The sequence below is a fragment of the Prevotella veroralis genome (assembly GCF_018127765.1).
Lineage (GTDB): Bacteria > Bacteroidota > Bacteroidia > Bacteroidales > Bacteroidaceae > Prevotella > Prevotella veroralis.
In genome coordinates this window covers 33,790-48,011 of record NZ_CP072330.1, presented here as the reverse complement: position 1 = coordinate 48,011, position 14,222 = coordinate 33,790, and the positions used below count along the sequence as shown (strand labels likewise).

12 protein-coding genes are annotated in these 14,222 nt (G+C 41.0%); 4 read left to right on the top strand and 8 right to left on the bottom strand.

What is annotated here, in order from left to right:
* Nucleotides 1–8: 8 nt before the first annotated feature.
* The 4 genes from J5A55_RS00190 to pckA form a co-directional block, all read right to left on the bottom strand.
* The gene (locus tag J5A55_RS00190) at nucleotides 9–761 is read right to left on the bottom strand and encodes an isoprenyl transferase (protein ID WP_004383127.1); all 753 of its coding nucleotides are present in this window, start codon (nucleotides 759–761) and stop codon (nucleotides 9–11) included.
* A gap of 49 nt (nucleotides 762–810) precedes the next feature.
* Nucleotides 811–1,503: a type IX secretion system protein PorG gene (gene porG / locus J5A55_RS00185; protein WP_004383126.1), complete on the bottom strand. Its 693-nt coding sequence runs from the start codon at nucleotides 1,501–1,503 to the stop codon at nucleotides 811–813.
* An 18-nt stretch (nucleotides 1,504–1,521) separates the two neighbouring features.
* Complete coding sequence (locus J5A55_RS00180) at nucleotides 1,522–2,904, bottom strand: DUF6242 domain-containing protein (protein WP_004383125.1); 1,383 nt, start codon at nucleotides 2,902–2,904, stop codon at nucleotides 1,522–1,524.
* Nucleotides 2,905–3,600: 696 nt separating this feature from the next.
* Nucleotides 3,601–5,214 carry a phosphoenolpyruvate carboxykinase (ATP) gene (pckA, locus tag J5A55_RS00175; protein WP_004383123.1) on the bottom strand — a complete coding sequence of 538 codons (1,614 nt, stop codon included), beginning with the start codon at nucleotides 5,212–5,214 and terminating at the stop codon, nucleotides 3,601–3,603.
* 278 nt (nucleotides 5,215–5,492) lie between these two features.
* Here pckA and upp point away from each other — a divergent pair, with 278 nt between their 5' ends.
* Both upp and J5A55_RS00165 read left to right on the top strand, forming a co-directional pair.
* Nucleotides 5,493–6,152, top strand: coding sequence for a uracil phosphoribosyltransferase (gene upp / locus J5A55_RS00170; protein WP_004383122.1), 660 nt, complete (start codon nucleotides 5,493–5,495; stop codon nucleotides 6,150–6,152).
* Nucleotides 6,153–6,296: 144 nt separating this feature from the next.
* Nucleotides 6,297–7,601 (top strand): S41 family peptidase, encoded by a 1,305-nt coding sequence (locus J5A55_RS00165; RefSeq protein WP_004383121.1) that lies wholly within the window; start codon nucleotides 6,297–6,299, stop codon nucleotides 7,599–7,601.
* 251 nt (nucleotides 7,602–7,852) lie between these two features.
* Here the strand turns inward: J5A55_RS00165 and J5A55_RS00160 are convergent, their stop codons facing one another.
* The 3 genes from J5A55_RS00160 to J5A55_RS00150 all read right to left on the bottom strand — a co-directional run bounded on the left by J5A55_RS00160 (nucleotide 7,853) and on the right by J5A55_RS00150 (nucleotide 11,167).
* On the bottom strand, nucleotides 7,853–9,583 hold the full coding sequence (locus J5A55_RS00160) for an MAG1210 family protein (RefSeq protein WP_004383120.1): 1,731 nt from the start codon (nucleotides 9,581–9,583) through the stop codon (nucleotides 7,853–7,855).
* A 9-nt stretch (nucleotides 9,584–9,592) separates the two neighbouring features.
* Nucleotides 9,593–10,342, bottom strand: a complete 750-nt coding sequence (locus J5A55_RS00155) for a LemA family protein (protein WP_004383119.1) — start codon at nucleotides 10,340–10,342, stop codon at nucleotides 9,593–9,595.
* Nucleotides 10,343–10,516: 174 nt separating this feature from the next.
* Nucleotides 10,517–11,167, bottom strand: coding sequence for a hypothetical protein (locus J5A55_RS00150; RefSeq protein ID WP_039851302.1), 651 nt, complete (start codon nucleotides 11,165–11,167; stop codon nucleotides 10,517–10,519).
* 281 nt (nucleotides 11,168–11,448) lie between these two features.
* Here J5A55_RS00150 and J5A55_RS00145 point away from each other — a divergent pair, with 281 nt between their 5' ends.
* Together J5A55_RS00145 and J5A55_RS00140 are read left to right on the top strand one after the other, a co-directional pair.
* The gene (locus J5A55_RS00145) at nucleotides 11,449–12,177 is read left to right on the top strand and encodes a DUF1266 domain-containing protein (RefSeq protein WP_004383117.1); all 729 of its coding nucleotides are present in this window, start codon (nucleotides 11,449–11,451) and stop codon (nucleotides 12,175–12,177) included.
* A gap of 31 nt (nucleotides 12,178–12,208) precedes the next feature.
* The gene (locus tag J5A55_RS00140; RefSeq protein ID WP_004383116.1) at nucleotides 12,209–12,739 is read left to right on the top strand and encodes a hypothetical protein; all 531 of its coding nucleotides are present in this window, start codon (nucleotides 12,209–12,211) and stop codon (nucleotides 12,737–12,739) included.
* A gap of 632 nt (nucleotides 12,740–13,371) precedes the next feature.
* Here the strand turns inward: J5A55_RS00140 and J5A55_RS00135 are convergent.
* Nucleotides 13,372–14,205 (bottom strand): LytTR family DNA-binding domain-containing protein, encoded by an 834-nt coding sequence (locus J5A55_RS00135; protein ID WP_004383113.1) that lies wholly within the window; start codon nucleotides 14,203–14,205, stop codon nucleotides 13,372–13,374.
* Between the last annotated feature and the right edge of the window lie 17 nt (nucleotides 14,206–14,222).

Below are 14,222 nucleotides of genomic sequence, written 5' to 3'. Positions count from 1 at the left end.
TGCGTAACTTATTTGTTTTCGTTTTCTTCTATCTGTCTCTCTGTCTTTCCAAAACGACGTTGTCTCTTTTGGAAACTATATATAGCATGTTGTAAATCGTCTTCCCCAAAGTCTGGCCAATAGGTATCACAGAAGTAAAGCTCTGAATAGGCAATCTGCCAAAGAAGGTAATTAGAGATACGAAGCTCACCACCTGTCCTTATTAGAAGGTCTGGATCAGGCATAAAGTTGGTTTGCATGTGCTTACTGAGTAACTCTTCTGTTATCATCTCAGGGCGTAGCGATACTTTTTCATTACCCTGATTTTCTGCAATGATATCCTGTACCGCTTTAGTTATCTCCCACCGTGAACTATAACTAAGAGCGACAACCATTGTCATAGCAGAGTTCTTCTCCGTATGTTCTTCCGTCTCTCTGAGCTTCTGTTGCACCTCTATAGGCAATCGACCTATATCCCCTATCACACGGAATCGCACATTGTTCTTCATAAAGATTTCATCTTCTAAAGAAGTTAAGACAAGCCCCATCAATGCAGCAATCTCATCAGAAGGCCGACTCCAATTCTCTGTAGAGAAGGTGTAAAGCGTTAGATACTTCACACCCAGACGTACACACTCAGAAGTAATACGGCGAACCGTCTCCACTCCTGCCTGATGCCCATAAGAACGGGGCTTATTACGCTCCGTTGCCCAGCGCCCATTACCATCCATAATGATAGCAATGTGTTCTGGAATCCGTGTCATGTCTAATTCTTCCACCATGATAATATATGAAGAAAATAACCTTTCTTACTGTTCTTATATAGCCATCTTATTCATCTTCATTGTGACATGTCCGGCACTTGGTCATAAAACTATAGCTGAACGTCAATTGAAGTGTTGAATAGCTATCTGTATTCTTGAAGAGTCCACTACTCTTTATTCCGTAGGGATCTCTTTGTCCATCTAATTCGTCAGAGAGTGTGAAATGCATCGCCCACTCTATTCCGATATTCGTTCGCTCACCAACCTTATACTTAACGCCAACGCCTATAGGAAGGTTAGCCGAGAATGCGGAACTACGATTACCATTCTCTATCTTAACATACGTGGCACCCAGTCCTATTGTTACATAAGGTGATAAACGTTGTGCGCCACGATAATCTTTACCTGTTCCGTATGGCAAGAAGTTATATTCATAAGCCACGCCTACATCTACCAAAGAGTTATTGAATAGATAAGGTGTTGTGGCAAATCGAGGATAATAAGTCTTCACATCAGCTGAAGAACCTTTCATCTTGCCAAAAGATACATTCATCTTCAAGCCCATATAAGGATCGAAATTATATCTGGCAAGCACCGTCCCCATTGGTTGCAAGTCCTTTGTTAAAGACTCATTGAAGTCGCCAAGATAGCCCATCAAGCCAACACCCGCTCCTAACTCCATCTTATATTCAGGGTCACTCTGTGCCCACAAAGATGTTGTTACTAAAAGGAGAAGAACGCTAATGATGGCCTTTTTCATCTTACTCTGCCTTAGAACTTACTCTGCAGCACGCTCTTGATTCAACTTCCAACCCACTCTATTGAGCCTTCCACGCCAAACCTTACTACCGCTAATCATCCAAATGTAAGCATCTGCGTCGACTGTTGCCGTAAATGTATTAGCCGGTTGCGCATTCTGTGGGTAGCTGAAATCTTTATCGCTATTCCATGCAATACCAGCATCACGGGACAATAACATAGAGCCGAATTTACCGCTATTATCCACACCCATAGCTAATGCAGCATCATCATAATTGACAACTGTAAGATGGCGATAAGCAGGCAATAGGAATTTAGTAGCTGCATTCTCTACATAATTCCACGTATCGTCCGCCGTTGGACGATTCTTATAAGATAGCTTTGACCAAGCAACGGTCTTGTTTCCACTAACTGCTGTTCCCACTAATAAAACACGACTCCTATCATCAGTGCCCTTGTTGCTTAGCAAGACATAATTGATATTGCTTGCAGGAAGAAGAGAAGCATTATCATCCAAAGTCTCTGTATTCCATGTCGCCCCGTTATCTTGCGAACGAACTAAACTCCCAGCTGTTGTCAAAGCGAATAGCTCTGAAGAAGATGCAGCCACTAACTGCTCCAAGCTCGCATTCGTACCCGTTTGAGTCCAAGCGTTACCATCAGTAGAACAAAGGATTCGTCCACTATCTAAGATAAATAACTTATTCTCTTTGACCAATACGCTCTGATAAGCCTGTGCAGAGAAAGACTGAGACAACAAAGCCCAATGGTTACCATCGTTTTGCGCCGTCACATACCCCTTCGTCTGTGTTCCATTCGTACCAAATACAAATATCTTATCCTTAGTACTTACAGCCTTTATCGCCGTGAAAGCAGCAAAATTACTATTACTCTGCATGCTTGTCCAAGAGAACACATCACCCTTCTGCTTATGCGCATTCACCGATATCTTATAATCACGATAAGTATCGCGTGCATTAGAGTAGATACGGAACGAGCGTGGAGAAGTGAAATCGATTGAATCTTTCGGAGAGAAGTAAGTCTGCTTGTCCCCCGACTGATTAAGAATCGTCACAATACCAGAGTTCTTGGTTGTTATTGTAGCCAAAACGTGCGCTACATCAGTTCCATAAGGCAGAGAGTCTACATTGTAAACCAATCCCTGCGCCTGATCTATATAGAACCTAACTTTCTTTGCATCATACTTAGCATAGAAAGTACTATCCTTCCCAGACTTCGTAAGCGTATCACGTTTTACTTTCAGATTCCCAAGAGTGAATCCAGTAATAGCCGTATCTCTAAAACTTAAACCTTTACCATCATTGTCGTCATCCTTCAGACAAGATGTCATCACCAAAGTTGCCAATGCAAGGGCAACAAGAGTATATATCTTATTACGCATCAGATACTAATAATTGAATTTAGCTGCAAATTTAATCAGAAATCTTCAGACTAAACATCTTTTACGGGGTTAATTATGTAAAATATATATTTAGACGTCAGATTTTTAAGTTTGTTTAGTATTATATAGAAGATTCGTATTTCTAGGCTATTAGAATCGTCAATATCGAAAGGGAACGCGCCCAAGTACCAACGTGGGAACGACAGCAACGCACGTACACGATCAGCGGAAACCCCTATAGCCATCTTAAAGAATAAGTAGTAATAACGAAAGATATACGTATTACCATTCCTTTTCCTTGCTTTCCGATTATTTTTTCATAGGTTTCGCATTGCTTTTGTACGCATCTAATGTTATTATCTAAGTCTGATAATTAATTATCTAAGCGTGATAATACTTTATCTAAGTCTGATAATACTTTATCACGCTTAGATAATACAAAAACATACGTATTCCGCAAATGCGCAATACGTATAAAAATAAAACAAGATACGCATAAACTCAACACAGAATGCGTATATAAGTATAACGATATTAGCTCCTGTTAAAGCTAAAAGCTAATATCAAGACGAAGAGAGAGGGCAAAACTAGGTGCAAGTATTAGGTTACATCAATCCATATTAGTCGTAACGAAAAGAGGATGTGCCAAAGTTGACACATCCTCCAATTATTTATTCAAAAGTATTTTTGAACGATTTAGAGCTGTGGACCAGCTGCTACGAGCGCCTTACCAGCCTCGTTGTTCTCGTACTTCTTGAAGTTCTTGATGAAACGAGCTGCAAGATCCTTAGCCTTCTCATCCCACTGAGCTGCATCAGCGTAAGTGTCACGTGGATCGAGGATCTCTGTTGCAACACCTTCGAGCTTTGTAGGAACTGTGAAGTTGAAGTAAGGAATCTGCTTTGTTGGAGCAGCATCGATTGAGTGGTTCAAGATAGCGTCAATGATACCACGAGTATCGCGGATAGAGATACGCTTGCCTGTACCGTTCCAACCAGTGTTAACTAAGTAAGCCTTAGCACCGCTCTTCTGCATCTTCTTAACCAACTCTTCAGCATACTTTGTTGGGTGAAGCTCCAAGAATGCCTGACCGAAACAAGCAGAGAATGTTGGAGTAGGTTCTGTGATACCACGCTCTGTACCAGCCAACTTAGCAGTGAAACCAGAGAGGAAGTAGTACTTAGTCTGCTCTGGAGTCAAGATTGATACTGGAGGAAGAACACCGAATGCATCAGCTGAAAGGAAGATTACCTGCTTTGCAGCTGGACCCTGTGACTCAGGACGCTGGATGTTCTTAATGTGATAGATTGGGTAAGAAACACGAGTGTTTTCTGTTACGCTCTTATCAGCGAAGTCAATCTTACCATTAGCATCAACTGTTACGTTCTCAAGGAGAGCGTCACGTGTGATTGCGCCGTAGATGTCTGGCTCTGATTCCTTATCAAGGTTGATAACCTTTGCATAGCAACCACCTTCGAAGTTGAAGACGCCCTTGTCATCCCATCCGTGCTCGTCATCACCAATGAGCTTACGCTTTGGATCGGTAGAAAGAGTTGTCTTACCAGTACCAGAAAGACCGAAGAAGATAGCAGTATTCTCACCCTTCATATCGGTGTTTGCAGAGCAGTGCATAGCAGCCATACCCTTCAATGGCAAGAAGTAGTTCATCATTGAGAACATACCCTTCTTCATTTCACCACCGTACCAAGTATTGATAATTACCTGCTCCTTAGATGTTACGTTGAACATAACACAAGTCTCTGAGTGTAAGCCAAGCTCTTTCCAGTTTTCAACCTTTGCCTTTGAAGCATTGTAAACAATGAAATCTGGCTCCTGCTCGAAGTCTGCCTCTGACTTTGGACGGATGAACATATTTGTTACAAAGTGAGCCTGCCAAGCAACCTCAACGATGAAACGAATCTTCATACGTGTATCCTTGTGTGTTCCGCAGAAACCATCAACTACGAAAAGACGCTTGTTTGAAAGTTCCTTCTTTGCGATATCCTTTACTGCTGCCCATGCCTCCTTAGTTGCACGGTGATTATCGTTGTGGTACTCCTCTGAATCCCACCATACGGTGTCGTGAGATGTCTCATCATCAACAATGAACTTATCCTTAGGAGAACGACCAGTATAGATACCAGTCTTAACATTGATTGCACCGAGTTCTGTCTCCTGACCTACCTCAAAGCCCTCAAGCCCTTCTTTTGTCTCCTCGTTGAACAATACCTCGTAAGAAGGATTGTAAAGCACTTCTGTTGTACCTGTAATTCCGTACTTCTCAAGTACGCTCTTATCAAACTTTGCCATTTCTTATAAATGTATTTAGTTGAAAATTGATTTTAACATCACCTATTATATCTCTTAAATAGACACCGCAAAGGTAATATAATTATTAACTCCACACAAAAAAACGAATAGAAAAAGTATCAAAGTATTCAGCCTTATGGTTAAAGTTATTAAAATTATTATAGGCACGAGTATATTTGCAAATTAGACTTTGCAAACCTACAGATTATTTCTTACTTTTGCCGAAATTTTGTACTGCAAGTCGCAAGTTTGCTTGCTTATAACACCTAAGATAGAAAATGGAAATCATTAATTTTTCAGAACAGAACTCCATCATCAACCAATATCTGGCTGAGATTCGTGACAAAGACTACCAAAAGAATCGTTTACTCTTCCGCAACAATGTGATGCGAATAGGAGAGTTTGAAGCATTTGAAATCTCTAAAACACTAAACTACGAACCAAAGGATGTTGTTACCCCATTAGGTACTGCGCAGGTCAATATCCCAACGGACAAGATTGTCCTTGCAACTATTTTCCGTGCTGGATTGCCTTTCCATAATGGTTTCTTAAACATATTTGACCATGCCGGCAATGCTTTTGTCAGTGCTTATCGTGAGTATAAAGACGCTGCACATCACGAGGTTGGTATTCATGTTGAATATCTTGCCACACCTGACATCAATGGTAAGACACTTATCATCGCTGACCCTATGCTGGCTACTGGTGGTTCTATGGAGCTGGGCTATAAGGCTATTCTTTCAAAGGGAACGCCTCGCCATGTGCATGTAGCATGCTTGTTAGCTACACCAGAAGGTATCGCACACATCAAGAAAACTTTCCCTGAAGACTCTACGACAATATGGTGCGCAGCTATTGATGAGGGCTTGAACGAATATAAGTATATTGTTCCCGGCTTCGGCGATGCCGGCGACTTGTGCTATGGTGAGAAGTTATAAAGATACTCTATAAATCTTCAAATCGGTTCATTAGAGAAATATAGAAGCTGATTTCATAAATCCTTTCGTCTAACATATGAAGCACTTACAACTCATATTTTAGCCTCAAAAGGAAGTCTATGACCAATCAAAGCTTTCTCTCTTATGAACCGATTTGGCATTATATTACTTTTACATAAGTGCATTATGAAGAAGTCTGTTGTGTTGATGATTGCTGCCTTGGGACTAATGGTATCTATATGTGCAGTGTTTGCCCTGAATAGATGGTATCCAACGCATGGGCATGCAGACTGGGATGAGGTTCAACAATACACTGCAGACAAGATTCCTATTGACCACAAAGACTTCCGAAGTGATTTTGAAGAGATATTCGAACAGATCAAAAAGAAGTACCCATATACTACAAAGAAACACATCAACCTTGATTCGATTCACACCACATGCCTTCAACAAATTGACACCATGCAATTGAAAGTGGCTTATTCATTACTTATAATGGAATTCTTTGCCAACTTGAAATGCACTCATGCAAATAGTGAAAGCATACTATATCCTTGGTTCATACAAGGGGATAATATCACAGTCATTGAGAATAGTGTGTTTGTTAATCACCCTTCGGTCTTTGCTATAAAAGCAGGATTGCAAGATAAAGACGAGATTGTAACTGTTGATGGTGTACCTACAAATAAATGGGTGATGTGCAATAGCAAATATGTCTCAGCTTCAACAGATGCCACTCGCTATCTACTATCAGCTTTAACCATACTCTGTAGTTATACAAGTCCTATAAAGACACTTGGAATTATTCGCCATGGAAGACCCATAACTATCACCATTCATCTACAATCGAAGTCTTTTCCCACAAAGGAAGAGGAACAAAACGTAACCTGGAGAAAGATTTCTTCAAAGGTTGGATATATAAATATGAAAAGTATGCAAGATAATGCTGATACTGACTTCAGCAAAGCTTTGAAGCATCTAAGCAAACTTCCATACTTGATAGTTGATGTGCGTCAGAATGGGGGAGGCAATAGTTGGATAGGAGATAATATTGCGCAGAATTTAATAAAAGGTAAACGACGTAATTGGAATGGGTCTACAATATCTCCTTCTACTAACAGCTATAAGGGAAAAGTAATCATCTTGATGGGTAATTACTCCTGTTCTTCCGCTGAGACCTTTCTCATTACAATGAAAGAAAGTGGTGATGCCGTGTTGGTCGGTACATCTTCAGCTGGTGATACAGGTGGTGTTATTTGTCTTTTTAAGACTTCACACGGAATATTCTATCGACTTCCTGTAGGACATTCGTCAGGTTCTTCTCCCAAAGGATTCCCATTAGAAGGGAAAGGAATAAGCCCGAACTATTTGGTACCAATGAAGGTCAACGACTTCTTATCAGGGAAAGATACTCAACTTGATTATGCCCTTCAATTATTTAAAGAATAGCTGTCAGCACCTGAAAGTTTATGTGTTTACTTGTTTTCGACCTTATTATCGAACTTAACACCCTCTCTTTAGTTCTAATCAAAACCTCTCCTTACATAAACAAAGAACGATAGAAACCATAACTTCTATCGTTCTTTTATTTTACCTTTACTACATTGCAATAAGAGGCACTCTAAATTCTTCGCGAAGAAAATAGAAATTGTTCGCGAAGAAAATCGAGAATCTTCGCGAACAATTATATAACTTCTCTTTTATACCTTCGAAGCAATATGCCGTCGATAGAGGTCTAGATGGCTTTTCTGAAGTATTTCTCCAATATGATTTAAACGTTGCTTCTGAGAAATATTTGCTTCTTCTTGTGTATTATCTTCGCGCATGAGAATACGCCCATTACCAGCTACAGGTAGGTATTCATCCCATTCCACGGGTACATTATGATACCTACCATCGCCACCATATTTACTAATATAAGTTAGGCGACGCACACTTCGGTAACCATAAGCCGTCACTGTCAACAGCGTACTGCCATCCCCTTGCTGTTTCTCTTCTGTCTTTAAGATGCAATTCGTAACACAATCGGGATGTTTGAAATGATCTTGCCCCCAGAAATTAGCTAATGCCTCATGTTCCCAGAACGAACTCTTCTGTTGCATGTCTTGACCATAAATTGCTGACTGCGGACGTATCTGTTGATACATAGGCACACAAAGTAAAGGAGCGAAAGCAAAGTATATAGCACGGAAATAGATTGCATTGATTCTATGAAAATCCTCTTGTGCCTTATCATAATCGAATCCTTGATACTGCCTAGGGTTCAAATCGAGGTTTAAGTCCTGCATGTGATGCGCCATAATGACGTTGATCATCTTAGCTTTGTTAAAGTCGAAATCATCACCGAAGGCTGTTTCCTCATCCTGCAATAGCTTCATCATACTCTGTTGAGCCAATGGCGTAAAGAGTAGAGCATATTGCTGATTATTATTTCGATTACTTGTATTGAAGGCAACTTCAAACTCCTCATTCGTTAGCATTGCAAAGTCACCATCTTTCAAGTTACGTGCTTTACGATGTAAGCGATACTTATCCCATTTAAAACGTAGCGAGCCTTCTTTTCCTGCCAAGCCATTTGGTTTGCGATAGAACACTAAGTCAGGCGCAGCAGTATTACCATAGATGAGCCTTGTTCGTTCAAAATACTCTGGATAAGGTGCCGTCACACTGGCATGTAAGGTTTCCGAACGTTGCACCGTCCGCCTATTACCATTTCCATCCGTCACCGTCTCTGTCCAATAAATAGTCTTTGAGCCATAGTAAGTCTTTGTTCCCATCTCCATCTTACGTGTTCGACAGATAACAAAGGGGTTTCCATTGATTAGTCCAGAATGGGAATAAACAACAGAACGCTCTGCATTGAAGGAATCATCCCAACCATAACTCTTGCGTAAATCGGCTAGACGTTGGGTCGTAAAATAAGGATCGAACTCCAATCTAGGCACAGTCTTCGACATCATTCTCGTCAGAACATCCCAGTCATAGAGCCTATTCAGCGGTGCCATCTGGCTCCACGCCTCTTCCTTCAAACGGGAAAGTATAGCCGAAATATTATTCCGTTCATGCTTGAGATCAGACAACCTCGGGTGTACCTTCATCAACAAAAAGACAAGCGAGAGTACTGACACGGCACCAGCTATTAAAAGATTCTCTATTGGCCAGTTCTCATGTTGTACCAAGATCGCCAATACTCCGCCAATCACGAGCAACCATAGCACAACACAAAGAACCGTCCACCATGTAATCCGATTCTTTACTTCTGCCAAGACTGTCTCATTATCATAGACCTTCCGGCACGTCTCTCGATTAGCTTCTACATCAATAGCCGCCTCACGAGCCAACTCCTCAAAGGTTTCTTCACTAACCTTCTTGAACTTGTCACGAAAGACATTGATGTACTCATCGAGTGGATCGTAAATATCTTCAACCATCTTTTATCCTTAGAAGAACTTACTTCTTGCAGCTTCACGTATTTCAGCCGATGCGGTGAACGGTATACGAGTAGTGTAGCCCTGCTGAGCTGCAACAATCATCTTCGTTGGCCATGAGAATATATCAGTGTTCCATTGGGTCACCCTACTATTATATACGGTACGGGCAGCTGTAATTTCACGCTGAAGATAATTGTTCTGCTGCATAGCATCAGCGATGGCACTATGTGCTTTCAACTCTGGATAAGCCTCAACCTGTGGGAACAAGCGACCTAAGGCAGAACCTACTTGCGCACTCACCTCGTTACGATTTGTCTCATTGACACTACCACCACGTAGAGCAGCAACGGCTTTCATCACATCTTTATCTAAGTCGATAGCACGCTCAACAAGTCCAACAACGTTCTGAAGAATCTGCACACGTTGCTCTAGATAGTTGTCGATGTTTGATGCCTCAGCCTGAATACGCTGCTCTAATTGCTGGAAATAGTTGCGAGCCGATATCTTCATAAAGATAAAGATTACACCAGGAAGGATTCCAACAAGACAACCGACAACTGCTACTAACAACGGATTCTCCATCGTACTACCCATTATCGCTACAAACAGGAGCACCAATACGGGTATTACCACCCACAGAGCAATCTGAAATAGGGTTGACCCTGTACCAACAGTCACTGCCAGTTGCTTGTCAATTACATGTACGTCACGACCTGACTCATTAACAGGTCCCGTCACTTCATCTAGTAAATTTGCCATACGTTAAGTATTAGTTGTTTCTTATAGAAATGATTTATTTAGGTCTCAAAGGTAATGGTTTTCTAGTAAATGAGCAAACATACTTACCTTATATTTCAATGGAAGCATGCTTATTAATGACTTCTATCACTACCAGGGATTACTCCCCAGCAGTGATAGATGTATGTGTATGCGCTACTTTATTCCACAAAGGTTCATCAATTCCTTTCCCCATGAAGGCAACAAGCCCTGTGGTTGCTCACTAGCATAGAGTTGCTTGATGGTTGTCAATTCCTTTGGTTCGTTCATACTAGGTTGCCCAGTAATCTTACTCATGTTATCAAAGAAGATGTAGAGGAGCAAATGTGCACGTGGATTATCAGGATTTACACCAATAGCCGACTTGTAATTGATGATTGCATCCATATAATATGACTTGCCATTCACCATAGGATTCTGTACAATGAGTGCCGTGTAATAGAGTCCTTTAAGCACTAATGCCTCCGAACGGGCTACACGATCAGTCGAACAGAGTGCTTGTAACGCCTCCAAATCAGGCTTTGCTGACTCAAGGAATAACCCTGAATGACTATCTTGTGGGAAGTGAACAGCATACTGAAGAGCAAAGAGAGTCTTGTAATAAAGCGGTAACCATTCGTTAGGATACTGTTTCGTCAGTCGATCCAAAGCATCCATACCAATGACAATAGACTCTGCATTTTCTGCATTTACTTTACTTAGCGTATTGCTCAAAGCCTTTTCCATAGGCTGAACATCAGCTGCGTAAACACTAGTTGCGCACATAAGGGCAACGATAACGACGAGTTTTGAAATTAAAGTTCTCATAAGTCCTAATTTTAAAAGGTGAAACATATTGTCTGCTGCAAATGTAGTAAGCCTTTTAGCAAGCTCCAAATATTGGGGACAGACGACCAAGTTATGGGCTGTATAACTATGTGCTCAGCTGAAATACTAGTTTTTGGGACTAATGACTAATCGCTTTTCAATCCGTGCGAAGTGATGTATAACAGGAAGAACGACGAAGGTAAAAATGTTAAAGAAAACTATACCTTTACCTATACAACTGAATTTTTCGTATCTTTGACAGCAACTTAAAAACCAAAGCTATGGGGCTATTCAACTATTCAAGTAAACTATCCGACGAACAATTACGTCGTATCTCCCTAAGTGCACAATACCAAGGGCAGCAGGGAGGAGACCATTTTACACTTTCATCTAAGATTGGTTCACGTGCAAAAGTACTTCTCGAACAAGGCTGGGGTATCACAAATCGACAAGAATTATGCGAAACCATAGAGGAATTGCTCGGACGTTGCCGCTCACTTGATATTGCTGTTATAAAAGAAGAAATGATGGCAGAGGTACAAGAAGACAGCGGAATCAACACTGAGGTACGACGTATATGGTCAATGGCAAGTATTGTCGATAAACATTACATAACACGAGCTGGAGATTTAAGCGACTTGCTTAATATGCTAACCAACTATATTGCAGCGCAAGATAGTCTACTTGCTAATGAATTGATTACCTCATGGGATGCTATAACAGGAAAAGACGTTATAGGATGGGATATAGGGCGTGCAGCCTATCTCGTGCGTGTTGGTGTGGAAATGAAATACCTCAATGCTGACCAGGCGTGGGACTATCTAGAGAGAGCGTACCAAAGAGCCATCAGCACATTCGACACATGGGAGGAGCTCGGACACTCCTATATCATCGGACGTTGTTGTTGGACTTCTCATCCAGAGGAGCGTGATGTCTTAGGCTTTTGTAACGTAGTGAAATGGCTTTTGAAACATCCCGAGAGCCCTTGGGTAAAAGTTAAGTTGAAATAATTTATCAATAACATATTAAATCTTTCAGATTATGGATCATACTTTTGTTCTAGTTATCATCATGTTCATTGCAGCGAGTATTATTGCCTTCTCGCTTATGTTCTACGTGCGGCAAAAAGGTAAGAATAGTAAGGGAGTCTACACAGCAAAGGCAATGGAGTTCATTACAAAGAAGTACCCTTCTATCAATACAAGCAATATCAAGTGTGTAGAATTTTATATTCCTAAGGGGAGTTTAGGACAAATAGACCCAGCAATTATTGCCTACAATGATGAGGACATGTATATAATATCCGCTCTCGCTCAGCCTATACCAGGCTTCTACAGAATCAAATCTAATGAGCAAGCTGAATGGGATATGTTCTATTATCCTATGACAAGCATAGAGCAGGCTGGCTTTGATGAAAAGCAGAAACACTTCTTTCTCGTTATTAAAGGAGAATCAATTAAACTGAAAATCAGGAAAAGAAATACCTTCCAAGAGGATCAGCAGGAAGAGTTAAAAGACTTCTTTGCGACGATATCACGCGTACTAAAAAAGAATGAAACATTGAACGTATAAGCCTCAAAGAATACGTCAATAATACACAAACAAAGGTGCATAAAGCCGTAAAAGGTTTTTATGCACCTTATATTATATACCTATCAATGCGCACCTCCACCCCATAAAACGATTATTCTCAACATCCAATACTATGATTTACAAGCTCAATATAGCTTTTCTGCAATGCTTTTACCCATCCTAAAGCTCTCTTTCCAACCTCACTTCCATCTCTTTTGCATATACATTACATCCGTTTCCAACCTCCCTTTCATCTCTTTTGTAGCTACCTTTTTTCAGTTTCATCATGAAGAGACACAGATTTCATCATGATGAAACAAGTGTCTCATCACGATGAAACACAAGTTTCACCATGGCGAAACTAACATAAGGCATATTTCTAACAGATGAAACGCCCCTTAGTTTGTAACACAACTCATAGGAATGAGCATTCGCAATCATACTATTCCGAGCATCATTACATAGGTAAGAGTGCCTCAAGCATAGCCTAACGACAGGAAGAAATGGCGTCAGGCACTGACAAAAACACAATGATTTGCCTATCCAAACTCACTTCTATTAGGGGCATTCCTACTATGAGAAGGGCTTGGAAAGGTTATCAGAAAGGGCTTTAAATAAGGTTGGGTGCGGTTTTAACTAAGGTATTTTCGTAAACTGGGAACAAAGGTGCGGGACACAGGAATCGTATCACGGCACTCCTTAAAGCGCAAAAGATAACCATTGGAGTTACCCTTTGCCGACTCAATATTATTAATGTTTACGAGGAAGGAACGGTGGCATTGAAAGATATTATCATACGGCAGGTCGGCTTTCAAGGCGGTCAATGTGGTGCGAAGTTCCCTACGTTCTATCTTGTCGCCCGCCACGTAGCACACTAATGCGTTATTCTTCTGCGCTTCGATATACAAGAGATTGTTTATAGGCAACGATAGGTCCTCGCCACGCAGATTCTGGTCATGTAATGTAATCATAATTCCTACCTGCTCCTCATTGGTCTTAACCTTCACTTCCTCAAGTCTACTATGCAACATTCGGTTGTAACCTATCAGCGTGGAGATACCTGTCACGAGTAACCAAATTAGGAAAGTCCAGTAGAAAAAGACTAAAAAGAGTTGCCACGAGAGCGGTACCTTAAAGCAGAATGAGGCATAAATGGTCATGGAAACCGCCATGGCTAGTTCGATTGCAACCGAATATATCAGCACATCACCATTGGTAACGAATCCTTTTTTACGCCTTGGTATGCCCAAGAAAAGCAACGAACAGAGTCCTTGAACGCATGACGAGAGTATGCCAACACCCAAACACATCAGAAAGATACTGCCAGAATAGTTACTAATACCAAATGGTTGGAAGAGATAAAGGAGTATAAAAATGCCAGTCCCTAACGCTAACAATGAGCGTAAAGAACTGACATTAGCTTGCAAGGGGCACTTGCTATGTAGGAATTCTGTGAATCTGTGCATGGCTCAACGTATTATTA